The organism is Marinobacterium arenosum (assembly GCF_019795155.1).
Lineage (GTDB): Bacteria > Pseudomonadota > Gammaproteobacteria > Pseudomonadales > Balneatricaceae > Marinobacterium_C > Marinobacterium_C arenosum.
Genome location: NZ_JAILYN010000023.1, coordinates 1 through 23,602, shown reverse-complemented (window position 1 = coordinate 23,602; position 23,602 = coordinate 1). Strand labels below are relative to the sequence as shown.

Sequence of the window (23,602 nt, the reverse complement as noted above, 5' to 3'; positions counted from 1 at the left end):
CATCTGCATCTATTGCACAAGCGTTGCGTGGGCACGAAAAACGTGCCCACCCTACTAGGCTGGTTCGAGGTTTTCCCGCTAAAACGCGAAGAACCTTATTTCAGCAGGATATGAAAAAAATCAAACCGCGTAGGCGCGCAGGAACATATCGACGCAACTGACCAGGTAGCGTTGATGCTCCTCCTCCGGCAGCAGGTTGCCGGCATTGAACTCCAGCCGCAACCGTTGTTCGCCCTGCGCCATCTTCAGGAACTGCACTGCGGCGAAGCGGGCATCTGGAATCGCCAGCTTGCCACGTTCGTTCAGCTGCGCCATCAGCTCGGTCATCATCCCCATCACCCGTTCGGGACCGGCGGCGAAGAACAGCCGCGACAGCTCCGGGTGGTTCTCCGCCTCGGCGATGCAGGTACGGGCCACCTTGATCGACTCCCGCGACAGCAGCAGCTCGGAAAACTGGCGGGCAATATCCAGCAGCAGCTCGCGCGGCTCGCGACTGGCATCGAACAGTGCCGGGGTGATCCGGTGGCCATCGCATTTGCAGCCGATCGCGGCGGCAAACAGCTCCTCTTTATTACCGTAGTGGCTGTAAACAGTCTGTTTCGAAACACCGGCCCGTTTGGCGATCTGGTCCATGCTTGTTTGCATAAGCCCTTGTTCCGTAAACAGTTCTACCGCCGCATTCAGGATCAGGCGCCGTTTCTCTTCACTCTTGGGTTTGGTCTTGCTCATCACTCGCCACTAATCAAACTGGACAGTCCAGTTTTATAAACCTAGACTCACCACATTACTAGACTAGACAGTCCAGTTTTACAAATTCACGTACGGACGAATGTACCATGAATACCCAGCCGTTGCTTTCCATCCGCCGCAAACAGCCTGTCCTGCTGGCACTGGCTACGGCGCTCAGCCTCGCCATCCTCAGCGGCTGCAGCGATTCGAACGCCAATGTAGGCCAAGCCCCCTACTACCACCGCGCCCAGAGCGACCAGTTGCAACTGCAACCGGGTTACCAGGTCGCCCGCACCTTCATCGGCAAGGTACAGGCCAAGCAGAACGCCAGCATTGGCTTCGAGCAGAGCGGCAAGGTAGCCAAGCTGTTCGTCGACGAGGGGGAAACCGTTCGCCAGGGCGAGCTGCTGGCACGGCAGGATATCGAGCTGCTGAGCATCGAGCGGCAGGAACTTGAAGCGCAGTTGAAACAGACCAATGCCGACCTGGCGCTGGTGCAGGCCAACCTGAAGCGGCTGCGTTCGCTGAAGAAGCGCGGCTTCACCTCGGAGCAGAGCCTGGACGAGCTGCAGGCGCAGCAGAAGGTGCTGCAGGCCACCCGTCAGCGGGTGCACGCCTCGCTGAACGCCAACCAGCTGCGCATCGATAAAGCCAGCCTGCACGCGCCGTTCGATGCGGTGGTCAGCAGCCGACTGATCGACCAGGGCGAAGTGGTTGCCGCCGGTGCGCCGGCCATGACCCTGTTGCAGCGCGGCCCGGCCGAGGTCAAGGTCGGGGTGCCGGTGGAGATGCTCGATCAACTGCAGGAGCGGCAACAGCTGAGCGTACGGGTCGGCCAGCGGCAATACCCGGTGCGGCTGCTGACCAAGGGTTCCGATGTCGACCCGGCCACCCGTACCGTGCAACTGCGCTTCGAGCTGCTGGGCGAGCCGGCACTGGTCAATGGACAACTGGCCTACCTGCAACTGACGCAGCACTACCCGCAGGCCGGCTACTGGGTGCCGTTGACCGCGCTGACCGACGGACTGCGCGGGCTGTGGAACATCTATACCCTGCAGCCGACCGAAGACGACCGGCTGTTCCAGCTGCAGAGCCGCAACGTGCAGGTGCTGCACGCCACGGCCGAGCAGGCCTACGTCAGCGGCGCGCTCGAGCCGGGTGAGCGGATACTGACCGCCGGCCTGCAGCGGCTGGTGCCGGGCCAGACGGTTTCCCTGGCGAGCGATGAACGGCTGGCGGGGAACACACCATGAGCCGGCTGCTGCAAAACGGGCGCCTGATCACCCTGTGCATCGCGATCCTGATCGTCGCCGGGCTCGGCGCGCTGACCACCCTGCCGCGCACCGAAGACCCACGCATCCTCAACCGCCAGGCTATCGTGATCACCAAGCTGCCCGGCGCCAGTGCCGAGCGGGTCGAGGCGCTGGTCAGCGAGAAGATCGAGAACAAGCTGCGCAAGCTGTCCACCATCAAGCACCTGACCTCCACCTCGCGGCCCGGCATCTCGACGGTGAAGATCGAGCTGAAGGATGAGGTCACCGACACCAGGCCGATCTGGTCACGCACCCGCGACCTGCTCGGCGATGTCGAACAGGAGCTGCCGGCCGGCGCCAGCAAGCCGGAACTGGACGATGACCGCGGTTACGCCTTTACCAGCCTGATCGCCCTGAAATGGGCGACCGACGGCGAGCCGGATCTGGCGGTACTGGGCCGTTACGGCAAGTCGCTGCGCGACCTGATGCGGGGGCTGCCGGGCACCGACTTCGTCGAACTGTACGGCGAGCAGCAGGAGGAGATCCTGGTCGAGATCGAGCCGCACCTGGCCAGTAATGTACATCTGACGCCCGCCCAGATCGCCGCGCGAATCCAGGGTGCCGATGCCAAGGTATCCGCCGGCCAGCTGTATAACGAGCGCAACCAGCTGCAGGTGGAGCTGACCGGCGCGCTGGACTCGGTCGACCGGGTGCGGCAGATCCCGCTGACCAGCGACCAGCACGGCTACCTGCTGCGGGTGGGCGATCTGGCCGGGGTCAGCCGCTCGTTGCAATGGCCAGCCGACGAACTGGCGGTGATCGACGACCGAGCCGCGGTGATCGTCGCGGTGCGGATGCTGCCCGACCTGCGCATCGACCAGTGGACCGCCCGGCTGAAGGAACAGCTGGCGTTGTTCGAACAGCAGCTGCCGGCCAATATCGAGGCCGAGATCCTGTTCGACCAGAACCTGTACACCGAGCGCCGGCTGGGCGAACTGGTCGACAACATCCTGATCGGCTTCAGCCTGATCGCGCTGGTGCTGCTGATCACCCTGGGCTGGCGCTCGGCGCTGATCGTCACCCTGTCGCTGCCGCTGACGGTGCTGTTCACGCTGACGGTGATGAAATACTACGGCCTGCCGATCCACCAGATGTCGGTCACCGGCCTGGTGGTGGCGCTGGGTATCATGGTCGACAACGCCATCGTGATGGCCGACACCATCCAGCAGCGTCGCCAACAGGGCTTCAACGCGCTCGACGCGGTTACCGGCGCGGTGCGCCACCTGTGGCTGCCGCTGCTCGGCTCGACGCTGACCACCATCCTGGCGTTCATGCCGATCGTACTGATGCCGGGCCCGGCCGGCGAGTTCGTCGGCGGTATCGCGCTGAGCGTAATCTTCTCGCTGATCGGCTCCTACCTGATCTCGCACAGCCTGGTGGCGGCGCTGGCCGGCCGCTATATCCGGGTCAAGGAACACGGCTGCAGTCGCTGGTACCACAACGGTATCCAGTCGGCCATGCTCGGGCGGTTGTTCCAACGCACACTGGCCAGGGTGCTGCGCTTTCCGAAGACCGCGATCGCGCTGGTGTTCCTGGTGCCGCTGTCCGGTTTTCTCGCCGCCGGCCAGCTGAAGGAACAGTTCTTCCCGCCGTCCGATCGCGATATGTTCCAGATCGAGATGCACCTGCCGGCCCAGACCAGCCTGGTGGAGACCCGCCGGGTCAGTGCGCAGATCAGCGAACTGCTGCACCGGACAGCGGGGGTCGAACGGGTGCAGTGGTTCCTCGGCAATAGCGCGCCCTCGTTCTACTACAACATGCTTGGCGGCCGGCAGGGCTCGCCGAACTACGGCCAGGCGATGGTCAACGCCACGGACTTCCGCACCGCCAACCGGCTGATTCCGCAACTGCAGCGCCAACTGGACGACCTGCTGCCGCAAGCGCAGATCCTGGTGCGCAAGCTGGAACAGGGGCCGCCGTTCAACGCGCCGATCGAACTGCGGCTCTATGGCCCCAACCTGGACATGCTGCAGACGCTGGGCCAGCAGGCCCGTCAGCTGCTGGCCGAAACCGGCCAGGTGGTTCACAGCCGGGCCACCCTGCTGCCGGGTACCCCCAAGGTGTGGCTGAATGTCGATGAGGAGGCGGGCCGGCTCAGCGGTTTCACGCTGACCGAGATGGCCGGCCAGCTGCAGGGCACCCTGTACGGTGTCACCGGCGGCAACCTGCTGGAAGCCACCGAGTCGATTCCGGTGCGGGTGCGGGTGGCCAACGAACAACGTCGCGAACTGCAGGATCTGGCCAGCCTGAGCCTGACCTCGGCCCAGGCGGCCGACAACGTGCCGCTGTCGGCGCTGGCCACGCTGGAACTGAAGCCGAGCCGCGGTGCCATCCCGCGCCGCGACGGCCAGCGGGTCAATGTGGTGGAGGGTTATATCCGCGCCGGCGTACTGCCGTCGGTGGTACTGGCCGAATACCGCCGGAACCTGGAGCAAGCCGGCTTCAGCTTGCCGGCCGGCTATCGGATGGAGTTCGGTGGCGAGTCTGCCGGCCGTAACGACGCGGTCGGCAACCTGATGGCCAGCATCGGGGTGATCCTGACCCTGCTGGTGACCGTGGTGGTGCTGTCGTTCAACTCGTTCCGCATCAGCTCGCTGATCTTTCTGTCCGCCTTCCAGTCGATCGGCCTGGGCCTGCTCAGCGTCTGCCTGTTCAACTACCCGTTCGGCTTTACGGTGATTATCGGCCTGCTCGGCCTGATGGGGCTGGCGATCAACGCGGCGATCGTGATCCTGGCGGAACTGAAGGCCGATCCGGCCGCCGCCGCCGGCGAGCCGGGCGCGATCATCCACGCGGTACAGAGCTGCACCCGCCATATCGGCTCCACCACCATCACCACGGTGGGCGGCTTCCTGCCACTGATTCTGGCCGGCGGTGGTTTCTGGCCGCCGTTCGCGGTGGCGATCGCCGGCGGTACGGTGCTGACCACCCTGCTGTCGTTCTTCTTCGTACCGGCCGCGTTCCTGCTGATGAGCCGCCGCAAGGCGTTCGAACCGACCGGTGGCGAGGACTCTATGGCCCAGGCCACCGCCTAATTTGGTTTCTACCCATAAAAAACGCCGGCTATCTCCGATAGCCGGCGTTTTTATTAAACGAAGATCAGTGCAACGGGCTGTCGCCTACTGGCCGGGCTGCCACGTCGCAGGAAACCTTTATTTCTCCTGCACGCAGTGAGCCAGTTCCTGTTGCGTTTCCTCACTGAACAGCGCCAAATCATCATCGGACAGAAATCCATACTGGCGCAAATAGATCAATTTGAGCAATGCCGTGCTGCGTCGATGGTCATCGAACATTTCCACTATCTTCTCGTCTTCAGCTGACAGCAACTTCCAAAGTTTCAGATAAGCAGCATGCGGATCATTATCACGCTGCCGACAGATGGCCTCGACCTTGTCAAATATCTGCTGGCAAGCCTCGTTCAGCAGTTCCTGCTTCATTGACCTAAGACGCTTCCAGTCCCGCTCCGGAATATTCACCGTGCTCTCCTCTTAACTGCCCGGCAGGGTTAACCAATAGCCGCCGTCAGTTTACCACCTAAACCAGATTACGCTTGATACGCAGGTTCCAGTTTGCGGCGAACACCCGGCGGTTACCGCCCGGGCCGGATTCGGTCCAAGCCGTTGACCGTTAGCCGATTTTGCTCAGTCGGTTAATTTCGACGGAGGCCAACAGCCCACCAATCAGCTCGAAACACTCCTTGATGTGCTTGGACTCCAGATGCTGATCGAGCATCGCCTCGGATTGCCAGTTTTCGTGGAACATGAAGATAGTCGGATCTTCATTATCCACATGCAGATCGTAATTCAGGCAGCCCTCCTCCTGACGGGTCGGTTCCAGCAGTTTGCTCAGCGCCTGCTTGACCTGCTCTTCAGCACCGGCCTTAGCCTGAATCTTGGCAATGCAAGTTAATACGCTCATACAAATCCTTTTAACACAACATCATTTGATACGGCTTTTTAGCAATGGTTGAAAAGCGCCCTGTTGTCCTTCCATAACTGGCGGCTATAGTGCCCCGGTTCGGCCGTCATTCTCAACCGGTTGCCCGCGCTGCAAGACTCTGTTTCAGTTCGGCAAGCCAACCGACGCTGCTACGGCAACTGGGGGCAGCCCTGATTAACCGCCCGTGGATCTTCGAAATAACCGTGCTGCAGGAAACTCAACGTCTGCCGAATCACCCGATCGTTATTCATCATGAACGGATGGGTTACCGGCAGGGCAACGAAGGCGCACATCCCCGCCACCTTGGTACTCGCCACCGAAACCTTGCCGTCGTCCGGGTTCGGCAGATAGCTGGACAGGATCAGGTTGATGCTGCGGGTCCCGGCGATCACCCCCAGCTCGAATTCGACCGGCCCCAACTGGCGGGGAATATCCTGTTCGCCGGTGCCCAGCTGCAGGCCGGCCGACCCGTTGATCAATTCGAAGCCGGGCACGTCCTTGAGGTTGTCGACCACCTCGCTACCCTGGTTGGGCGGGCCGAGCATCACCACCCGCTTGAGCACTCCTAACCTTTGCGGATGCTGCTTGAAATATTGCCGCACCAGGATGCCACCCAGCGAGTGGGTGACGAAGTTGACCGGCGCGACTTCCCGGGCCCGGCAGCCGGCCAGCCCCTCGTCGACCGCCAGTTCGGCCAGCGCTTCAATCGGTTGGCTGCGTGACGGGTAATCGACATTGACCACCCGGTAGCCCTCGACTTCGAGTGCATCGCGCATCTCGACCATCGAGCCGGCGGTGCGCGCCAAACCGTGCAGCAATACCACACACTCGGCGGCATTGGCCGCCATCGCGCAGCAGATCAACAACCAGCAAGCCAGCATCCGTATCATTGAAGCCTCTCCACAGTCGCCAGACGGCCCCTATGTCCTGGACGTAGTGCGCCGTACCAGATAGTAGCGCCCCAGTACCACGATCAGGATACCGCCCAGAATCATCATCGCAGAGAACACCAGCCGTAGCGAGATCTGCTCGCCGGCAAAGATCACGCCGCCCAGCGCGGCGATCACCGGCACCAGCAGTTGCACCACCGCCGCCTGGGTAGCGGACAGTCCGGCCAACGCGCTGTACCAGATGATGTAACCGATGGCAGACGCCAGCGCACCCGAGACGGCCGCCAGCAGTACGCCTTTCAGCGAAAGCTGCAGCTGTATCACGGCCACCAGCGCCAGGATCGCGACAAACGGCAGGGTACGGATGAAGTTTGCGGCGGTATCGGCCAGCGGGCGGGTCGAACCACGTCCGACCAGTGTATAGACGCCCCAGGCGGTACCGGCCAGGACCATCAGCAGGAAACCGATTGGCGACGGCCGGCTGGCACTGGGCAGCATCAGATGGACGAAGCCGGCAAAGGCGATCAGCACGCCGAGCCACTCCGAGTAGTGCAACCGATTGCCGGTACTCAAACTGATCAGGATCATGCTGACCTGCACGGCACCGAACAGCACCAGCGCACCGGTGCCGGTATCCAGGCTGATATAGGCAAACGAAAAAGTGACCGCATAAAGAAACAGCATCGATGACGCACGCCAACTGCCGCCGGCAAGCAACGGTTGGCGTCGATTGCGCCGATCGCGCTTAGCACCCAGCAGCACGATCAACGCCAGACTGAGGCAGCCCGACAGCAGCCGGATCACCGTGAAGCTCGCCGCATCGATGATCGGTTGCTCCAATGCCAACCGGCAGAGCACGGAGTTGGCGGCGAAGGCGATCAGGGCGCAGCTGGTCAGCAGCGCGGTTTTAATCAGCGAAGGCGGGCGGGTTTCAGGCATCCTGTGATTCCATGCTCCGATGGTTCGGCATCCGATAGCCGGCGGACGACCTGCGTCTACCGCACTAGCCGCCGCTCTCCATCGGCATCACGATATCCGCCCGGGTCGACTCGATGATCTCCAGCAGTTCGGCGGTTTCCCGTTCCGGTACCTGGTGCCGGGCCAGCGTCTCCGTGAAGATCACCACCATCCGCTGCCACTCGCTGTCGGTGATCTGCAGATGGCTGTGCGACTCTTTCATCGTGCGTCCATGATACTGACAGGGGCCGGCGGTCACCTGACAGACCAGCGCGGTGACATGGTATTTCAGGTAAGCGGCCGGCACCTGCTGGCGCGCCTCGTCGATGGCGGGATTGGCATTCAGCATCGGGTCGGGCACCAGCGCGTCAATGAAATCGCTGACCACCACCGAGATCGGCATCAGCCCCCCCAGCCGTTGATAGAGTGTGGGCTGGACTTGCGAGGCGTCATCCTGCGCCCGGGCGATCTGCGACATTCCCGGCAAACACAGCAGCGTCAGTACAGCCGCCGCCAACAGCGACCTGTTACAGCGGATCATATCGACCTCCTTCTACTCGAAAAACTCGTTGGCGGTCGGTACGGCCCGGTTAAACCCGATCGCTTCCCTAACTATAGAGGAGCCCTGATCTACCGAAGGACAGCGGTCCTTACTCGCAGCCCTCCGGCAACGACTATGCTCAGGCTGATTGAGACAGTGACGAGCCAACCATGAACGACCGCGCCTGCATCGACTTCCTGCAATGGAGCCTGCCCCGGCTGCACTATCGCTGGCGGGGCTTTCGCAAGGTGCGCCGCCAGGTCTGCCGACGACTGCAACTACGGCTGACAGCGCTGGGGCTGGACGATCTCGACGCTTATCGCCGTTACCTGCAGCAACATCCGCAGGAGTGGCCGCAGCTGGATCGCTGCTGCGATATCTCGGTCACCCACTTCTATCGTGACCGGCGGATCTTCCAGCTGATCGGCCAGCGGTTGCTGCCCGAGCTGGCCAGCCGGGCAACGGCGGCGGGCCGCCGATCGATTCACTGCTGGAGCCTCGGTTGCTGCAGCGGCGACGAGCCCTATACGCTGAGCCTGATCTGGCACTGCCAAGTGCTGCCCTCGCTGTCCACGCCCATCCGGTTGCAGATCATCGCCAGCGACCGCAACGCGCTGTTCCTGCAGCGCGCCCGCGATGCCCGGTACAGCGGCAGCAGCCTGAAGGAGCTACCGGCCGATTTCGTCGAGCGGGGCTTCCGGAAGGAGGGCTCTCACTACCGGCTCAAGGAGCGCTACAGAAACAGTGTCGAATTCCGGCAGCAGGATATCCGCAACGAGCAGCCGGATGATCGCTTCGAACTGATCTGCTGCCGCAATCAGGCCCTCACCTACTTCGATACCGAGCTGCAGCAGGCGGTACTGACCCGGATCTGCGACCGGCTACGGTGCGGCGGTTACCTGGTGGTCGGCGCCCATGAGCAGCTGCCGCCGGGCGACTGGCCGTTACTGCCCCACCCCGACTCTGTCGCCATCTGGCAGAAGTCTGGCTAAGCGGGTTGTGCCCTATCCTGCCGCGAACGTCGCTAACACTCGAGCATCAACCGGTCATCAGGCCCCAGCCGTACCCCAGAGTCCAGCTTGCGGCTCTCCCTGTCCAGGGTATCCCGCAGCCAGCGGGCATCCCTCGGCCGGGCATGGCGCAGCTGCATGCGGCGGATCTGCATCGGCACCATCATCAATCCCTGCAACCGCCCGCTCGCGGCATCGAGATCGACCAGATAGAGCAGCGCCAGATCGCTGCGAAACTGGCGATGCCCGCCAATCCCCTCGTAGTCGTTCAGCAGGTCGCCGCAGCCATAGAGGATCAACCGGTCGCGGTAGCGTTCGATACCCAGCGGGTGATGAGATGAATGGCCGTGCACAATATCCACCCCGGCCAGGTCGATCAGCCGATGCGCCAGCCAGCGCCGGTAGTCAGGAATCGGATAGCCCCAGTTGCCGCCCCAGTGGATCGAGCAGAGCAGGATATCGCCCGGCTTCTTGATCGCCTTCGCCTGGCTGGCGAAGGACGCCAGCCAGTCCGGCGGTTGCTCCGTCACCCGCCAGACACCCGGCCGCTGTTCGTTGGCCGCCCACTCCGGCGGAATGCCGCTGCTGCCACTTCCCAAGCTGAACACCAGCACACGATGACCGTTTTTCAGCGTGAATACCGCCGGCTGCTGCGCCTGGCTCAACTTTTCGCCGGCACCACAGTGGGCGATCCCCGCCTGCGCCAGAGCCGTCAGCGTATCGCTCAATCCGGCATAGCCCCAGTCCAGCAGGTGGTTGTTGGCCAGCACGCAGCAGTCGAGCGAGGCCGCCGTCAGGCAGCGGGTGTTGGCCGGATGCATGCGGTAGTTGATCCCCTTGCCACGCCAGTAATCCTCGCTGTCGGTGATGCTGGTTTCCAGGTTGGCGATACGCAGATCCGCTGCGAACTCCGCCAACACCGCCAGCACATCGCCCCAGATATAGCCGAAGTCGACCGGCCTGCGGAGCGGGCCGTTGGCCGCCTCGGCCAGGGCCACATAGTCGCGGGCATCACGCACGTAGGGCTCATAGAGATTGGGCCGGCCGGGATGGGGCAGGATCTGGTCGATGCCGCGGCCGGTCATCAGATCGCCGCACAGGAACAGTCGAATACTTTTACTAGATGACGAGTCACTTTGCTGGTCAGTCGGCTGCGTCGAGTTACCGACCTGCACTGCCGACGTCGCGGCCATGGCAAGGCCCGAACCTGCACCGAGTGCCAGCCCCTCGCCCAACCAGCGGATCAGTGTTCGTCGATTCATCAAGGCTCCACTCCACAGCCGCCTCCCTACCCAAAAGTAAAGCAGAGAGGTGCGCCGGAGCTGATTTCGATCAAGTACCTGAGTTGATTCCTCAGATATTCTGCAACTCCCCTTAACCGACGGAGTATAAGAAGCTATGAGTGGATGCTGCGGTGCATGCGGCGGCCAGCAGGCCGACGAACAAAAGCAGGAAAAGCAGGAACCGGCGGAACAGCCGGCCGAATCGGCTCAGCCGGAGACGTCTGAGCAGGAGTGAGTTTCAGCTTCGGCCGGGCACCGTCCGCTCTCATCCGGTGCCCGGTTGTCCTTTTTTATTTTCGCCCCCCGGCGTAACCCGACAACGGAAATAACCGCTCTGTAAAGACCTGTGGCCATGTATTGCTGTTCTAATTTGTCTCCGGCCACTGTAGGCCGAGGAAATCGATAAGCGCCTGGATCAGCACATTGTTGCGATCCAACGGTTGGGCCACCAGCGAAAAGCGCCGGCTCAACTCCAGTGGCGTGCGCAGGATCACCAGCTCGCCGGCCGCCACCTCCTCGGCAATCGACAGCTGCGACAGGCAGCCCACCCCGAGCCCCGCCTTAACCGATTGCTTGATCGCCTCCTGCCGGTTCAGCGCGAAGGTCACCCGCACCTGCGCCCGCACCTTCTGCACCGCGGCATCGAAGATCGCCCGGGTACCCGACCCCTCCTCACGCAATATCCAGCGCTGCTGGCGGATCTGCTCAATGCTCAGCCGGCCGCTCAGCGCCAATGGATGCTGCGGATGGCAGAACACCTCCAGCCGGTCCTCCCGCCAGGGGATGATCTGCAAGTGACGGTGCAGCGCCGGCCCCTCGATCAGGCCGAGGTGGGCCCGCCCTTTCTCCAACGCCTCGATCACCTTGAAGGTGTTGGCGATCTTCAGGTCCGGCACCACGCCGGGATGCAGTTCACAGAAGTCGGCCAGCAGCCGGGGCATCAGGTAGCTGGCGATGGTGACACTGGCGGCCACCCGCAGCGGTCCGCCGACGCTGCCGCAGCCCGGCACCCGCAGGCTCTCGACCAGTTGCAGTATCTGGCCGACCCTCGGCAGCGCATCGCGGCCGGCCTCGGTCAGCACCAGCTCGCGGCCGACCCGCTGGAACAGCGGATAATCCAGCGTCGACTCCAGTTCCTTCAACGCCTGGCTGGCGGCGGACTGGCTGATCGCCTGTTCATCGGCGGCGGCGGTCAGCCGCCCCAGCCGGGCGGTGGCTTCAAACAGCTTCAATTGGCGCAACGAGATATTCATTATTCGGTTTTTCTAATGACGATTATCCAAAAGATCCATTTTACTTAACACTACAACAAGCAGAGCATAGCCGCATCCATTAACGTTCAGGAAGTTGTCGTTATGAACCTGCTTATCGCCCTGCCCTGTATCGCCCTGTCGGCGACGCTGATCGCCAAGATACCCGCGGTGGCGCAGTTCGGGCTCAGCGCCCTGCCGCTGGCGATCGTGATCGGTATTGTATTTGGCCACCTGAACCGGCAGACGCCGACCGAGCGTGAAGTCACCTTTACCCGCTTCTGCCAACAGAAGCTGCTGCGGGCCGGCATCATCCTGTTCGGCTTCAGCCTCAGCTTCCAGCAGATCCTGTCGGTCGGCTGGCAGGCCCTGCTGCTTGATGCAATTGTGATCAGCATGATCTTCGGCATAGGTACCTTCGTCGGGGTACGCTACTTCAAGCTGCACCGTGACGTGGCGATCCTGACCTCGGCCGGCAGCGCGATCTGCGGCGCGGCGGCGGTACTGGCAACCGAATCGGTACTCAAGGCGCGCCAGCAGCACGTTACCGTGGCGGTGGCAACCGTAGTGCTGTTCGGCACCCTGGCGATGTTCAGCTATCCGCTGATCTACCAGTTCGCCGGCATGAGCGAGCAGGCGTTCGGCATCTATATCGGCAGCACCGTGCACGAGGTAGCCCAGGCGGTGGCGGCCGGCGAGGCGGTCGGCGGCAGCGCGCTGCAGAATGCGGTGGTGGTAAAGTTGATCCGGGTGATGATGCTGGCGCCGTTCATCCTGATGCTGAGCACCGTGCTGACCCGCCGCAGCGGCGAAGCAGCCGGCGGCAAGATCACCATCCCCTGGTTCGTGTTCGGCTTTATCGCCGCCGCCGGTATCAACAGCCTGGTGGCGCTGCCGACCGAACTGCTCGGCAGCCTGCAGATGGCCAGCCAGTTCAGCCTGGCGATCGCCATGGCGGCGCTGGGCACCCAGACCCAGTGGAAGACCATCCGCCAGGCCGGCAGCAAGCCGCTGATCCTGTCGCTGATCCTGTTCCTGCTGCTGATCGTCGGCGGTTTCTACCTGAACCAGTGGCTGATCCCGGTTTGATCGATCACCGCTTGGGTAGCGCGCCCAATTCTTGATCAAAGCCCCCGAAGCCCGGCAACTGCCGGGCTTCATTTATTAAGATATGTCTCTTGTAGACGCGACTTCAGCCGCGGCCACTTCTAATATAACCGCAGAGAAGCCAGCATTAATTGCGCCACAAGGCGGATGTCGCCCTCAGAGCGGGCTGCTACGACTCACTTGAAGCCTGATACTCAGGGCGCGTAACCCGCTGCAACTAAAAAAGCCCGATCTGCGGTTCGATCAGGCTGTCGAAGTCGGTATCGAGGAACTGCAGGATGGTATCGGCGACCGGCTTGAGCTGCTTGTCGATATAATGCTGGTAGTCGATCGGTGACTGCCGGTAATCGACCGGTTCGGCACCGTTGACGGTAATCAGGTACTCGACATGCTGGCCCGGCCCGTAAGGCGCCGGCAGGCCGCGCTTGTCGGCTTCGCGCTCGGCTTTCTCGGCGGCCTGCACATGGGGCGGCCGGTTGCGGGTGTAGGCGGCGACCGGCTGGCGCAGCCGCTTGCGGTAGACCAGCTGGTCGTCCAGCTCGCCGGCGCGGACCCGGTTGACGGTATCGATCAGCAGTTGCCGCCAGGGCTGGCCGCGGAAGATCCGCTCGTAGAGCTGCTCCTGCAGCTGGCGGGCCACCGCGCTCCAGTCGGTGCGGACGTTCTCCAGCCCCTTGAACACCATCTTGCTGCTGCCGTCCGGCGCCCGCTTGAGGCCGGCGTAGCGTTTCTTGGTGCCCTTCTCCGAGTGGCGCATGGTCGGCATCAGGAAGCGGCTGTAGTGGGTTTCGTATTCGATCTCCAGCCGGCTGTCGAGCTGGAAGCGCTGCTGCAGCTGCTCGCGCCACCAGTCGTTCAGGTAGGCCGCCAGCTCGGCGCCACGGCTGTCGGCCTGCTCGTCCGGAAACTCATCGCCGAGCCAGATGAACACCGAGTCGGTATCGCCGTAGATCACGGTGTAGCCGAACCGGCGTTCGATCTCGTCGCGGGTGCGGGTCAGGATCTCGTGGCCGCGCAGGGTGATCGAGCTGGACAGCCGCTGGTCGAAGAAGCGACAGACGTTGGAGCCGAGCACCCCGTAGAAGCTGTTCATGATGATCTTGATCGCCTGCGACAGTGGCGCGTTGCCGGCCCGCTTGGCGCGATCGCGGGCCTGCCAGAGCCGGGCGATCAAGCCGGGCAGGATGGTACGGCTGCGCGAGAAGATCGCGTGGTTGAAACCGGGTACCAGGTCGTCCGGAGCGGCGCCCTCGCGCAAGCCCTCCGCCATCCCCATCGGGTCGATCATGAAGGTCTGGATGATGCTCGGGTACAGGCTTTTGAAGTCCAGCACCAATACCTGACGGTAGAGCCCCGGCCGCGAGTCCATCACGTAGCCGCCCGGCGCCGACAGGCCGGACTGGCCGGAGGCGTATTCCGGTGCCACGTAGCCGCTGCGGTGCAGCGGCGGCAGGTACTGGTTGTCGAACGCCGCCGCCGAGCCGCCAACCTTGTCCAGCGCCAAGCCGGTCAACCGGGTCCGCTCGATCAGGTAGTCCAGCAGCTGAGCCTTGTCGAAGATATCCCAGACCAGCTTGCAGTCCTCCAGGTTATAGCGGGCCAGCGCCGGCTTGTCCTCGCGAAACAGCCGCTGGATCTCGTCACCGCGCACCTCGACATGGTCGATCAGTTTGCCGCGCTCAAGCAGCTGACGGCTGACATACTCCAGCGAGAAGCTCTCGAACTGCCAGGTGGCCCCCTTCAGGGTGTCGATGCCGTCCAGCACCAGCCGGCCAGCCATCCGGGCGAACCACATGCCGTTGCCGGCCTGGTGAACCTGCAGCGGCTCGCGGTCTCGGCCCAGCAGCAGCGGCAGGCGCAACGCCTTGGCACGCTCGGCCAGCACCCTGAAGTCGAAGCCGACCACGTTCCAGCCGATAAAGATATCCGGGTCATAGCGCACCACCGCATCGACCAGCGCCTGCAGCAATGCCCGTTCGTCCGGCAGGTAGCAGACCTGCTCGGTATCCTGACCTTTGCCACGCATCAACACCCGCTGGTAGTCATCGGCATAAAGGGCGATGGAGTGGATTTTGTCGGCCCGCATGGTGGTTTCGATATCAATCGACAGCACCCGGAAACGGGGCGCCAGCTCGGTCGGCTTCAAGCGCGGCGCGGCGGGATCGCCGACCAGCTTGACCGCCCCCTGGATATAGCGCTCCATCAGATAGCGGTCGCAATGGCGAATATCCTCCTCCATCATCGCGATGCCGCCCTGCTGCAACCGTTCGATCGCCTGGCGCTGGGTCCGTAATGAGCGGCTATAGAGCGCGTGCACCCCGTCGCGGTTCAGGTCACAGAGCTGCACCTTGGCCAGCCGCCAGCCCGACAGGCCGGCCAGCAACTGGCGGGCCTTGGCGACCGAGCGGTCATGGATGAAGAACACCGCTTCCTGAGCGGGAATGCGCACCTGAAAGGCACGCTGCTCGCCACGCAGCCAGTAGGCCAACTCGATGCCGTCGGCGCGGTCATGCTGCTGGCGGGTCAGCAGGAAGCCGGTGTCGTAAGGCTGGCTCACCCGCTGAACGGCGCCACCACCTCGAGCTGCTCGAAGGCGTCGCACACCGCCTGCTGATGCTCGGCACTGAACAGCAGCTTCAGGTTGGGGCCGGCGTCCATGGTGAAATAGAGCGGCAGGCCGTCGGCGCGCAGCTGCCAGACCTGGTGCATCGCCGCCACCGAATCCGGCTGCCAGTACAGCAACGGCGGCCAGCTGGCGATCATCGTGGCGTGCATCGACAGTGCGTTCTGCTCGGCGGTGCTGCCGAGCAGTTCGAAATCGCGCCGCACGATGGCGTCGGTCAGTTTCTCCAGGTCGGCGGCGGCCTGTAGCGGCCAGCTCTGATACAGGTGAGCGGTCTCCACGGTACGCTGCATGCCGGCCCGGGAGTCGACCTTCTTCTCGCCGGTGGCGACCTTCAGCAGGCCGACCCGCAGCTCCGGCCAGCTTTGCTCCAGCGGCATGGCGTAGGAGTCCATGCCGTCTTCGCGATGACCCATCTGCCACTCAACGAAGCCCTGGTAGATCGAGCGCGAGGCGCTGCCGCTGCCCATCCGGGCGAACGCCGACAGCAGCTGCGGCTCCAGCGCCAGATCATAGAATTTATCCAGCGCCAGCATCAGCGCGGCGAAGCCGGACGCGCTGGAGGCCAGCCCGGCGGCGGTGGGGATATTGTTGTGGGTGTCGATGGTCAACGGCTGATCGAGTTCGCGCCGGAACAGCTCGACGAAGGCGATTACCTTGCCGGCGAACTTGCTGTCCAGCGGCTGCTCCTCGCCGTTGAGCAGCACATGATCGGCGCCATCGTCGGACGGGGTGATCCGGGTACGGCTGCCCAGATGGGCCAGCGACACCGACAGGCTGGAGTTGATCGGCAGGTTCAGCTCCTTGTCGCGCTTACCCCAGTATTTGCACAATGCGATATTACTCGGCGCGAAGGCCTCCGCCTGTGCGCCCTCAGCCAGCGTCGCCGGCAGAAAGCGCGCGACCACATCCTGTTTAGTCAGTTTCAAGCTTCACCCCCTCGGCGGACACCGCCACCGGAATCTCGTCATATGGCATCTGCAGTTGCGGATCGCGGCCCAGCGCCAGCACGCAATCGCCCAGCCCGGAACCGGAGATCTTGGCGCCGCGGATCTGATCACTGCCGCGCAGCCGGTGGATCATATCGGCCAGCGTATGATCGCAAACCCCCAGCGCATCCATCAGCCCCTGGTAGATATCCATCAGTTTGCCCAGCTCGGCCCAGTCCTGTCGATGGATCGCCTGCTCGGCGGCCAGGCTGGTACGGTGCATCAGCCGGTACAGTTCAGTATAGAGTTCCGGCTGCGACTGGCTGCGCCGCTCGACGATCTTCAACACCTCCGGCGTGCGGGTCTTGTAGCCGGCATAGTAGAGACTGATCGGCGGCAGGCCCGGCAGCCGTTCCACCTGGCGCGGCTCGACCGTGTAGCCGATCAGGCCGCCGTAAACGCTGGCCGCCAGATCGGTGCCGGAGCCACGCCCCTCCTGCACCTGGTGGACCACCGTCAGCGCCTCGTCGAACAGCGCGGCCTGGTCCAGCGCCAGGTCGGCATACTTACGTAGTGCCGCCACCGTGGCAACGGTCACCGCCGCCGACGAACCGAGCCCGACGGTATGGGAAAATTCGGAGCGGATCTGCAGATCGAAACCGGCCGGCAACTGCCCGGCGATCCGGCGGATGGCGGTCAGCACGAAACTCAGTTCCGGCTGCTCGGTCAGCTGATCGAGCGAGGCCCGATACTGGGCCAGTGTCGAGTCGATGCTGATCTGACGATCTTGCCGCGGCAGCAACTCGACATGCATATACTTGTCGACCGCACAGGCCAGCGCCCGATGGCCGAACAACACCGCATGCTCCCCCATCAGCATGATGCTGCCGGGCGCGGAAACCTTAATCCTTGACCAATCGCGCACCTTGCGAGTCCTCCTGCAGCGGCGCAACCGGGTAACCGAACTGCGCACAGAGTGATGCCGGATCACCGTCCGGCCAGTAGAGCAGCACCAGTCCGCCGTGCTCGCCCCGGTGGGCGCCGGCGCCGCTGATCTTGGCGGCGCCGCCGGCCTGCTCGGCGGCGGCGATAAAGCGTTGCACCGGTACCGGCACCACACCGATCGTTGCCAGCAGCCGGTGGTTGTCACGCACCGCCGCCAGCAGCGCGTGCGGATCGCCCAGTCCCTGTTGCAGTTGATCGGTGAGTTCGGCGAATTCCGACCAGATCGCGCTATCGGCGAAGCGTTCACGCACCGCCTGCACGCACTCGCCGGTACTGACCGACGGCCGGCCGCTGTCGACCCGGTACCAGCCCTCGCCCAGCGGCAGCTTCAACTGCTGTACCTCGTCACCCTGCACCCGCACCAAGCCGCCATAGGTCACCGCCGCCGCATCGATGGCGCTGCCCCGACCGTGCTGCAGCCGCTCACAATGGCGCAGCATGGCGAAGCGGTCGGATTGGCTCAGCGGCAGCGCGCCGAACTGCTCGGCAACCAGCAGGGTTGCGGCGATAGCGGCCGCCGACGAGCCCATACCGGCGCCGGTCGGCAAGGTAGAGGTGGTGGTCAGGGTACCCGGCAGGGCAAGATGGCGGCAGGCCAGCACATAGAACAGCAGCTGCTCCGGCCGGTCGAGCAGCGCCGACACCGCCAGCTCGCCAGCCTCGAAACGCTGGTAGCGATGATCCAGTTCGCCAGCCAGGGCCGGCAGCCGATCAACTGCGATCTGGCCGTCGAAACCGTCGCCGTGCAGCCGCAGTTGGCCGCCGGCGTCCGGTTCGAAACGGGCTTGGATATGTTCACGGCAGGCGACGGCAACCGCCGGCGCGCCATAGACCACGGCGTGTTCGCCGCTGAGGATCACTTTACCGGGTGCGATAGCAGCCATATCGGCACCTTCATCTAGACAGGAAAGAGAGTCAAACCGCCCTTAGCAGACGGTATATTCCCGCTTGTGATGGCTGATCGCGGCCAGCCGGAAACGGCCGGTAGTGCCCCGCTCGATCTCGCAACTTTCACCGTCACGCGGATCCGGATAGCGGTACAACTGCAGGTACTCGTCGTAGTCGACCTCTTTGCGGGCGTCCAGCATCTGCCGGTGAGCATCGCGATGCAGCCAGTTTTCATAACCGGCCACCACGGTACCCGAGAAGAACTCGGCGACACAGCCGGAGCCGTAGCTGAAGAAGCCGATGCGGCGGCCGGCCAGGTTCTGGCGGCAGTTCTCCAGCAACGAGGTCAGGCCGATATACATCGACGCGGTGTAGCTATTGCCGATGATCCGGTTGTAGATCAGGGTGTCCTCGATCTGCTGCTCAAGCTGCTCCAGCGACAGGCCGCTTTTATTCAGCTTGGCCAGCTGCTGGTGCGCCTTCTGAGCCATCCGGCTGAACGGCAGGTGATAACAGAAGTAGCTGAAATCGCTGAACGCCAGCGAACTGGCTTCACGGAAGTTTTCCCAGGCGCGCTTCAGCGATTTCAGATAGATCTTGGTGGAGTACTTGCCGTCGACCAGCGCGGTGGAACGGTAGTTCGGTCGCCAGAAATCCATCACATCTTCGGTGTAGTTGCCCACCTCCGGATGGATCTCGACCAGCCGCGGATTGGCGGTGATCAGCAGTGCCACGGCGCCGCAGCCCTGGGTGGCCTCACCCGGTGAGTCCAGGTCATAGCGGGCGATATCGGAGGCGATCACCAGTACCTTGCTGTCCGGCTGGCGGGCCACCAGTGCGCAGGCCATCTGGATCGCGGCGGTAGCGCTGTAGCAGGCCTGCTTCATCTCGACGACACGGCAGTTGTCACGCAGGTTGAGCAACCGGTGCACATAGACACCGGCCGCCTTGGACTGGTCGATACCGGTTTCGGTGGCGAACATCAGCGTGCTGATGCTGTCGCTGCCCACCCGCTCAACCAATGGCAGGGCCGCGTTGGCTGCCATGGTGACGATATCCTCGTCCGGGGCAGCCATGCCCATTTTCTCCTGACCGATGCCCTGATAATACTTTTCTGTATCGGTGTTCTGCACCTCAGCCAATGTACGCAGATCGAGGTAGTAGTTGGAGGTGTAGAAACTAATTTCGTCAATACCGACAGACATAAGGAGTGCTCGATCCTCAATACTCTTCAAGAACGAGGGCCCGGTTCCGGTACAGCGCCTTCAGGTTCGCGGTACCCAGCAGGAACATGGCAGTTACGAATTCACGCCGCAGTCGCTCGATCACAGCAACAACGGCGTCGGCGGATTCCATGGCCGGCTTCAAAAACGGGTTGGCCATGCCACAAAGGGAAGCGCCGAGTATAACAGATTTGGCCATATCAATCCCATCTCTGAGCCCACCGCTGGCGATAAAGGTGGCCCGGTCCAGGTAGGGTTCAGCAAGCTTCAGCGCCAGCGGCGTCGGGATCCCCCAGTCCTGGAACCTGATACCGAGGTCACTGCCGTCATCGCGGCGGTGGTGCTCGATCCGGCTCCATGAGGTGCCGCCGGTACCGGCCAGGTCGAAGTACTCGACGCCGACCGACAAACCAGCCTCAATATCGGCCGGCGACAGCCCGGCACCGACCTCTTTCAACAGCAGCGGCACCGGCAGGGTGTCCACCAGGGTGCCGATCGCTTCGGCCAGGTGGCGAAAATCGGTATCACCTTCCGGTTGCACCGCCTCCTGCAGCGGATTGAGGTGCAGATAGAGCGCGTCGGCATCCATCACCTCGACCGCCTGCTGCGCATGGCTGATACCGAGCCCGTAGTTGAGCTGTACCGCGCCCAGGTTGGCGATCAGCGGTACGTCCGGTGCCAGCTCGCGCAACTGGAAGCTGTCGCGGGCGGCCGGCTCGGTGAACATCACCCGTTGCGAACCGACCGCCATCGCCACCCCGGTTCGCTGGGCGGCTTCGGCCAGGTTTCGGTTGATCCGACAGATCAGCTCATGATCGCCGCCGGTCATCGACGAGATCAGCAGCGGGAAACTGAGCTTGCGACCGAGAAACTCGGTACTCGGATCGACATCGGCCAACGCCAGCTCCGGCAACGCCCGATGGGTCAACCGGATACGGTCGAAGTAGCGCCGATCACGGTCCACCGCGGCGTCCTGTTCGATCGCCCGGATATGTTCGATTTTACGTGCGTTGGTCCGATCGCTCATCGCTCAGCGTTCCAGTTTGATATGGGCTTCCATCAGTTCGCCCGGATTGGTTTGCGCCGCCAGCAGCGACAGCTCGCCGCACAGCACGGTGGCGGCACAGATCGCCGCCAGACGACGGGCGTTGGCGCCCGGCTCCCGCTGCTCTTTGCAGCCCAGCAGGCGCAGGTTCTCCTCGACAAAGTCGATCCCCTTGCCGTTACCGACGGTCCCCATAATCAGGTTAGGCAATGTGCAGGAGAAGTAGAGATCACCGTCACGCACTTCGGCATGGACAATCCCCTGCGAGCCTTCGATGATGTTGGCGGCATCCTGGCCGGTCGCCAGGTAGAACGCCAGCAGCATATTGGCATAGTGGGCGTTGGCGCTACGCAAGCCGCCGGCCACCATGGTGCCGATCAGGTTTTTCTTGATATTCAGGTCGACCACCTTTTCCGGGGTGGTCTTCAACCGCCGCTCGCACAGCGCGCGCGGGATGGTGATCTCGGCCACCACGTACTTGCCGCGACCGAGAATGCCGTTGACCGCGGTGGCCTTCTTGTCGGAGCAGTAGTTGGCCGAGATCGAGCTGTAACGCAGCTGCGGGTATTGTTCCAGCAACCAGGGGAACAGCGTATCGGCGGCATTGGTCACCATGTTGTGACCGGAAGCGTCACCGGTGGTGAACTCGAGACGCAGGTAGATCAGGTTGGCCACCACCTGGCTGTGCATATCGATCAGCTTGGCAAAGCGGCTGGAACTCGCCACTACCGCCTGCATGTCGTCGCGGCGGCTCTGGATCGACTGCAATGCCAGCAACGCTTCGGTGGCGTTGTCGGCTTCCAGCAGGATGGAACGGGTCATCCGCTCGTCGATGAGGGTGCAGCGGATGCCGTCGGTCAGCGTGGACACGCGCGCGCCCCGCCCCACCGACGGCCACAGCGGCGTCTCATAGGTCGCCAGCGGCACGGAGATGCTTTCCTGCAACACCGGGCCGCAGATCTTGATCGGCCCGACATGGCGCATCGGGATCGGAGCTTGTTGAATTTTATGTGATTTCATGGCGTGTGTGACTGACTTGGACAGCGAAACGACAGGTTTCGCATCAGGGTGAATTTCCCCAGATTGGGGCGGGATTTTATCGACGCGGCCTAGCTTTGGCAAACCTGCTGCTGATCGGCACAGCGTTGCCAGACGCCCCGGTAGCGTTGCAACTGCTGCTCGCTCAGTGCCCCGGTACTGACCTGGCCGAGCAGCCGGGTGCTCTCCGCCAGCAACCAGCGTCGGTCGGCATCAAACTCCTCGTCGGCCAGCCACTCGAGGCCGATCTGTACCTGCTGGATACGCAGATTGTCGAAATCACGGCAGTAGCCGACCAGCTCCTTGATTGCCAACCAGGCCTGTCGCCAGTTTCCCTCATGCTGTACCCGCTGCCAATGGTGATAGCTGGCGATCGCGCCGGACAGGTCGCTGGCAGGCTCATCGTCCAGCTCGGCAGCCCTCAGCTTCGCTTCGACGGCGCTACCGGCAGCCGCCTCCAGCAGCAGTTCCAATGACACCTGCTGCTGCACCGGCGGCAACCGCTGCCAGACCAGCCAGGCATCGCGCACCGCCCGCTCCCAGCGAATCCGGTCGCGGCCACGATAGAGCATCGCCATCTGCATGCGGGTACGGCACTGTACCCAGCACTCGCCCGAATGGGCCAGCAGCACCTCCTCCAAGACCCGCATCAACTCGGCTTCGATATCGCTGAACGGCATCTTGTCGAGCTGTCGCAGCAACACCCCGCCCAGCGCAAAATAATAACTGGTGCGGACCTGGCTGCTGTTGCGGCTGAACTCGACCGCCGCGCGGTAACCGGCGGCGGCCTGTTTCCAGTCTCCGACCAGCACACTGTAGTCAGCCAGTTGCGCCTGCAGCGCCGGTACCGTCGGTTGCAGCAGCACCGCCTTGCGCATCAACGTGACCGCATCGGCCAGCTCGCCCCGCGCCCAGTGTACCCGGCCGAGCCAGAGAAAGGCTTCGGCACAGATCTGCTGGCGCTCCAGCACCCCGTTCAGGGTATCGAAGGCCTCGTCCAGCCGCCACAATCGGTACTGCACCCAGCCCAGCCCCACCTCGGCCCAGGGCAGCTTACGCTTCTGGATCAGCTCGCTGAACAGCGCCATCGCCTCGTCATAACGCTCCAGCCGGATCAACATAATCCCCATCAGCCGCTGCAGGTAGACCAGCAGGCCGGGGTAGGCGTCGATCAACTGGCGACAGGTCTGCAGCGCGTCCTCGCATCGGCCGGCTTCGCGCTGCTTGTCCAGCACCGCGGTCACCGCCTTGATCCGCATCAGCTTGCCGAGCCGGTGGCGGATGTCCGACAGGTCATAGGGTTTGGAGATATAGGTATCCGGGGAGTGTTCCAGCGAACCGAACAGCAGTGTCGACAATTTCTGCTCGACCACCAGCACGAACGCGGTGGTATAGGGCCGACAGCCGGCGTCGGCCGCTTCCTGCAGCAGCTGCAGGCCGTTCTTGCGATCGCGACCGAGGTCATAGTTGACGAAGCAGAGATCGTAACGCTCCGCCTTCAGCAGGTTCAGCGCCATATTAGCCGAGGATGCCACCTGGATACGGCTGAATCCGATCCGACTGAGCATCGAGCGCAGGGTACTCAGGTCATCGAGCTGATTATCAACGACCAGTACTGATTTTCCTGAGTGGTTCAGTTCCATAAAGGCGGCATCAGAATAATAGATGCCAAATTACCATAAGGATCAAGGCGTTAGCAAAACTGTATTAAATCGAGTAGGAGGAGGCCTCACGGCCTCCGTCCTCTCACACCACCGTACGTACGGTTCCGTATACGGCGGTTCACGTCATACATTTGAGCCGATGGTATTGTCCCATCAGCGATACCAGTC

General features: G+C 63.1%; 20 protein-coding genes. 4 read left to right on the top strand and 16 right to left on the bottom strand.

The window, feature by feature from the left end:
• Positions 1 to 120: 120 nt before the first annotated feature.
• Positions 121 to 729 (bottom strand): TetR/AcrR family transcriptional regulator, encoded by a 609-nt coding sequence (locus K6T12_RS11895; RefSeq protein ID WP_222222737.1) that lies wholly within the window; start codon positions 727 to 729, stop codon positions 121 to 123.
• A gap of 107 nt (positions 730 to 836) precedes the next feature.
• On the opposite strand from K6T12_RS11895, the gene K6T12_RS11890 reads away from it, so the two are divergent.
• Positions 837 to 1,982 carry an efflux RND transporter periplasmic adaptor subunit gene (locus tag K6T12_RS11890; protein ID WP_222222735.1) on the top strand — a complete coding sequence of 382 codons (1,146 nt, stop codon included), beginning with the start codon at positions 837 to 839 and terminating at the stop codon, positions 1,980 to 1,982.
• Complete coding sequence (locus K6T12_RS11885; RefSeq protein ID WP_222222733.1) at positions 1,979 to 5,077, top strand: efflux RND transporter permease subunit; 3,099 nt, start codon at positions 1,979 to 1,981, stop codon at positions 5,075 to 5,077. Before K6T12_RS11890 ends, K6T12_RS11885 begins: the two co-directional genes overlap by 4 nt.
• A 117-nt stretch (positions 5,078 to 5,194) precedes the next feature.
• Here K6T12_RS11885 and K6T12_RS11880 read toward each other — a convergent pair whose 3' ends face one another.
• From K6T12_RS11880 to K6T12_RS11860, 5 genes are all read right to left on the bottom strand, one after another.
• A complete protein-coding gene (locus tag K6T12_RS11880; protein WP_222222731.1) occupies positions 5,195 to 5,518 on the bottom strand; it encodes a hypothetical protein in 324 nt (107 codons plus the stop codon).
• A 151-nt stretch (positions 5,519 to 5,669) separates the two neighbouring features.
• Positions 5,670 to 5,960: a putative quinol monooxygenase gene (locus K6T12_RS11875; RefSeq protein ID WP_222222730.1), complete on the bottom strand. Its 291-nt coding sequence runs from the start codon at positions 5,958 to 5,960 to the stop codon at positions 5,670 to 5,672.
• Between the two features lie 170 nt (positions 5,961 to 6,130).
• Complete coding sequence (locus tag K6T12_RS11870) at positions 6,131 to 6,871, bottom strand: esterase/lipase family protein (protein WP_255611690.1); 741 nt, start codon at positions 6,869 to 6,871, stop codon at positions 6,131 to 6,133.
• A gap of 30 nt (positions 6,872 to 6,901) precedes the next feature.
• Positions 6,902 to 7,810, bottom strand: a complete 909-nt coding sequence (locus K6T12_RS11865; RefSeq protein WP_222222728.1) for a DMT family transporter — start codon at positions 7,808 to 7,810, stop codon at positions 6,902 to 6,904.
• Between the two features lie 64 nt (positions 7,811 to 7,874).
• Positions 7,875 to 8,369 carry a group I truncated hemoglobin gene (locus tag K6T12_RS11860; RefSeq protein WP_222222726.1) on the bottom strand — a complete coding sequence of 165 codons (495 nt, stop codon included), beginning with the start codon at positions 8,367 to 8,369 and terminating at the stop codon, positions 7,875 to 7,877.
• Between the two features lie 170 nt (positions 8,370 to 8,539).
• Between K6T12_RS11860 and K6T12_RS11855 the strand changes: the two genes are divergently transcribed.
• Complete coding sequence (locus tag K6T12_RS11855) at positions 8,540 to 9,361, top strand: CheR family methyltransferase (RefSeq protein WP_222222724.1); 822 nt, start codon at positions 8,540 to 8,542, stop codon at positions 9,359 to 9,361.
• Between the two features lie 32 nt (positions 9,362 to 9,393).
• Here K6T12_RS11855 and K6T12_RS11850 read toward each other — a convergent pair whose 3' ends face one another.
• Together K6T12_RS11850 and K6T12_RS11845 are read right to left on the bottom strand one after the other, a co-directional pair.
• Positions 9,394 to 10,641, bottom strand: coding sequence for a CapA family protein (locus K6T12_RS11850; protein WP_222222722.1), 1,248 nt, complete (start codon positions 10,639 to 10,641; stop codon positions 9,394 to 9,396).
• Positions 10,642 to 11,027: 386 nt separating this feature from the next.
• Entirely contained in the window at positions 11,028 to 11,915 is an 888-nt protein-coding gene (locus K6T12_RS11845; RefSeq protein WP_222222720.1) for a LysR family transcriptional regulator, read from the bottom strand.
• Positions 11,916 to 12,017: 102 nt separating this feature from the next.
• On the opposite strand from K6T12_RS11845, the gene K6T12_RS11840 reads away from it, so the two are divergent.
• The gene (locus K6T12_RS11840) at positions 12,018 to 13,001 is read left to right on the top strand and encodes a YeiH family protein (protein ID WP_222222718.1); all 984 of its coding nucleotides are present in this window, start codon (positions 12,018 to 12,020) and stop codon (positions 12,999 to 13,001) included.
• A gap of 235 nt (positions 13,002 to 13,236) precedes the next feature.
• Here the strand turns inward: K6T12_RS11840 and K6T12_RS11835 are convergent, their stop codons facing one another.
• The 8 genes from K6T12_RS11835 to K6T12_RS11800 are packed head-to-tail and all read right to left on the bottom strand — an operon-like array spanning position 13,237 to position 23,413.
• Positions 13,237 to 15,576 carry a DNA polymerase II gene (locus K6T12_RS11835; RefSeq protein ID WP_222222716.1) on the bottom strand — a complete coding sequence of 780 codons (2,340 nt, stop codon included), beginning with the start codon at positions 15,574 to 15,576 and terminating at the stop codon, positions 13,237 to 13,239.
• On the bottom strand, positions 15,573 to 16,571 hold the full coding sequence (gene mvaD, locus K6T12_RS11830; RefSeq protein ID WP_315853602.1) for a diphosphomevalonate decarboxylase: 999 nt from the start codon (positions 16,569 to 16,571) through the stop codon (positions 15,573 to 15,575). Before mvaD ends, K6T12_RS11835 begins: the two co-directional genes overlap by 4 nt.
• On the bottom strand, positions 16,558 to 17,496 hold the full coding sequence (gene mvk / locus K6T12_RS11825; RefSeq protein WP_315853601.1) for a mevalonate kinase: 939 nt from the start codon (positions 17,494 to 17,496) through the stop codon (positions 16,558 to 16,560). The genes mvaD and mvk overlap by 14 nt, the downstream gene beginning before the upstream one ends.
• Positions 17,474 to 18,460: a mevalonate kinase family protein gene (locus tag K6T12_RS11820; RefSeq protein ID WP_222222714.1), complete on the bottom strand. Its 987-nt coding sequence runs from the start codon at positions 18,458 to 18,460 to the stop codon at positions 17,474 to 17,476. The genes mvk and K6T12_RS11820 overlap by 23 nt, the downstream gene beginning before the upstream one ends.
• 42 nt (positions 18,461 to 18,502) lie before the next feature.
• Positions 18,503 to 19,669, bottom strand: a complete 1,167-nt coding sequence (locus tag K6T12_RS11815; protein WP_222222712.1) for a hydroxymethylglutaryl-CoA synthase — start codon at positions 19,667 to 19,669, stop codon at positions 18,503 to 18,505.
• Positions 19,670 to 19,685: 16 nt separating this feature from the next.
• A complete protein-coding gene (gene fni / locus K6T12_RS11810; RefSeq protein WP_222222710.1) occupies positions 19,686 to 20,714 on the bottom strand; it encodes a type 2 isopentenyl-diphosphate Delta-isomerase in 1,029 nt (342 codons plus the stop codon).
• Between the two features lie 3 nt (positions 20,715 to 20,717).
• A complete protein-coding gene (locus K6T12_RS11805) occupies positions 20,718 to 21,854 on the bottom strand; it encodes a hydroxymethylglutaryl-CoA reductase (RefSeq protein WP_255611689.1) in 1,137 nt (378 codons plus the stop codon).
• A complete protein-coding gene (locus K6T12_RS11800; protein ID WP_222222706.1) occupies positions 21,842 to 23,413 on the bottom strand; it encodes a tetratricopeptide repeat protein in 1,572 nt (523 codons plus the stop codon). The genes K6T12_RS11805 and K6T12_RS11800 overlap by 13 nt, the downstream gene beginning before the upstream one ends.
• Positions 23,414 to 23,602: the final 189 nt, after the last annotated feature.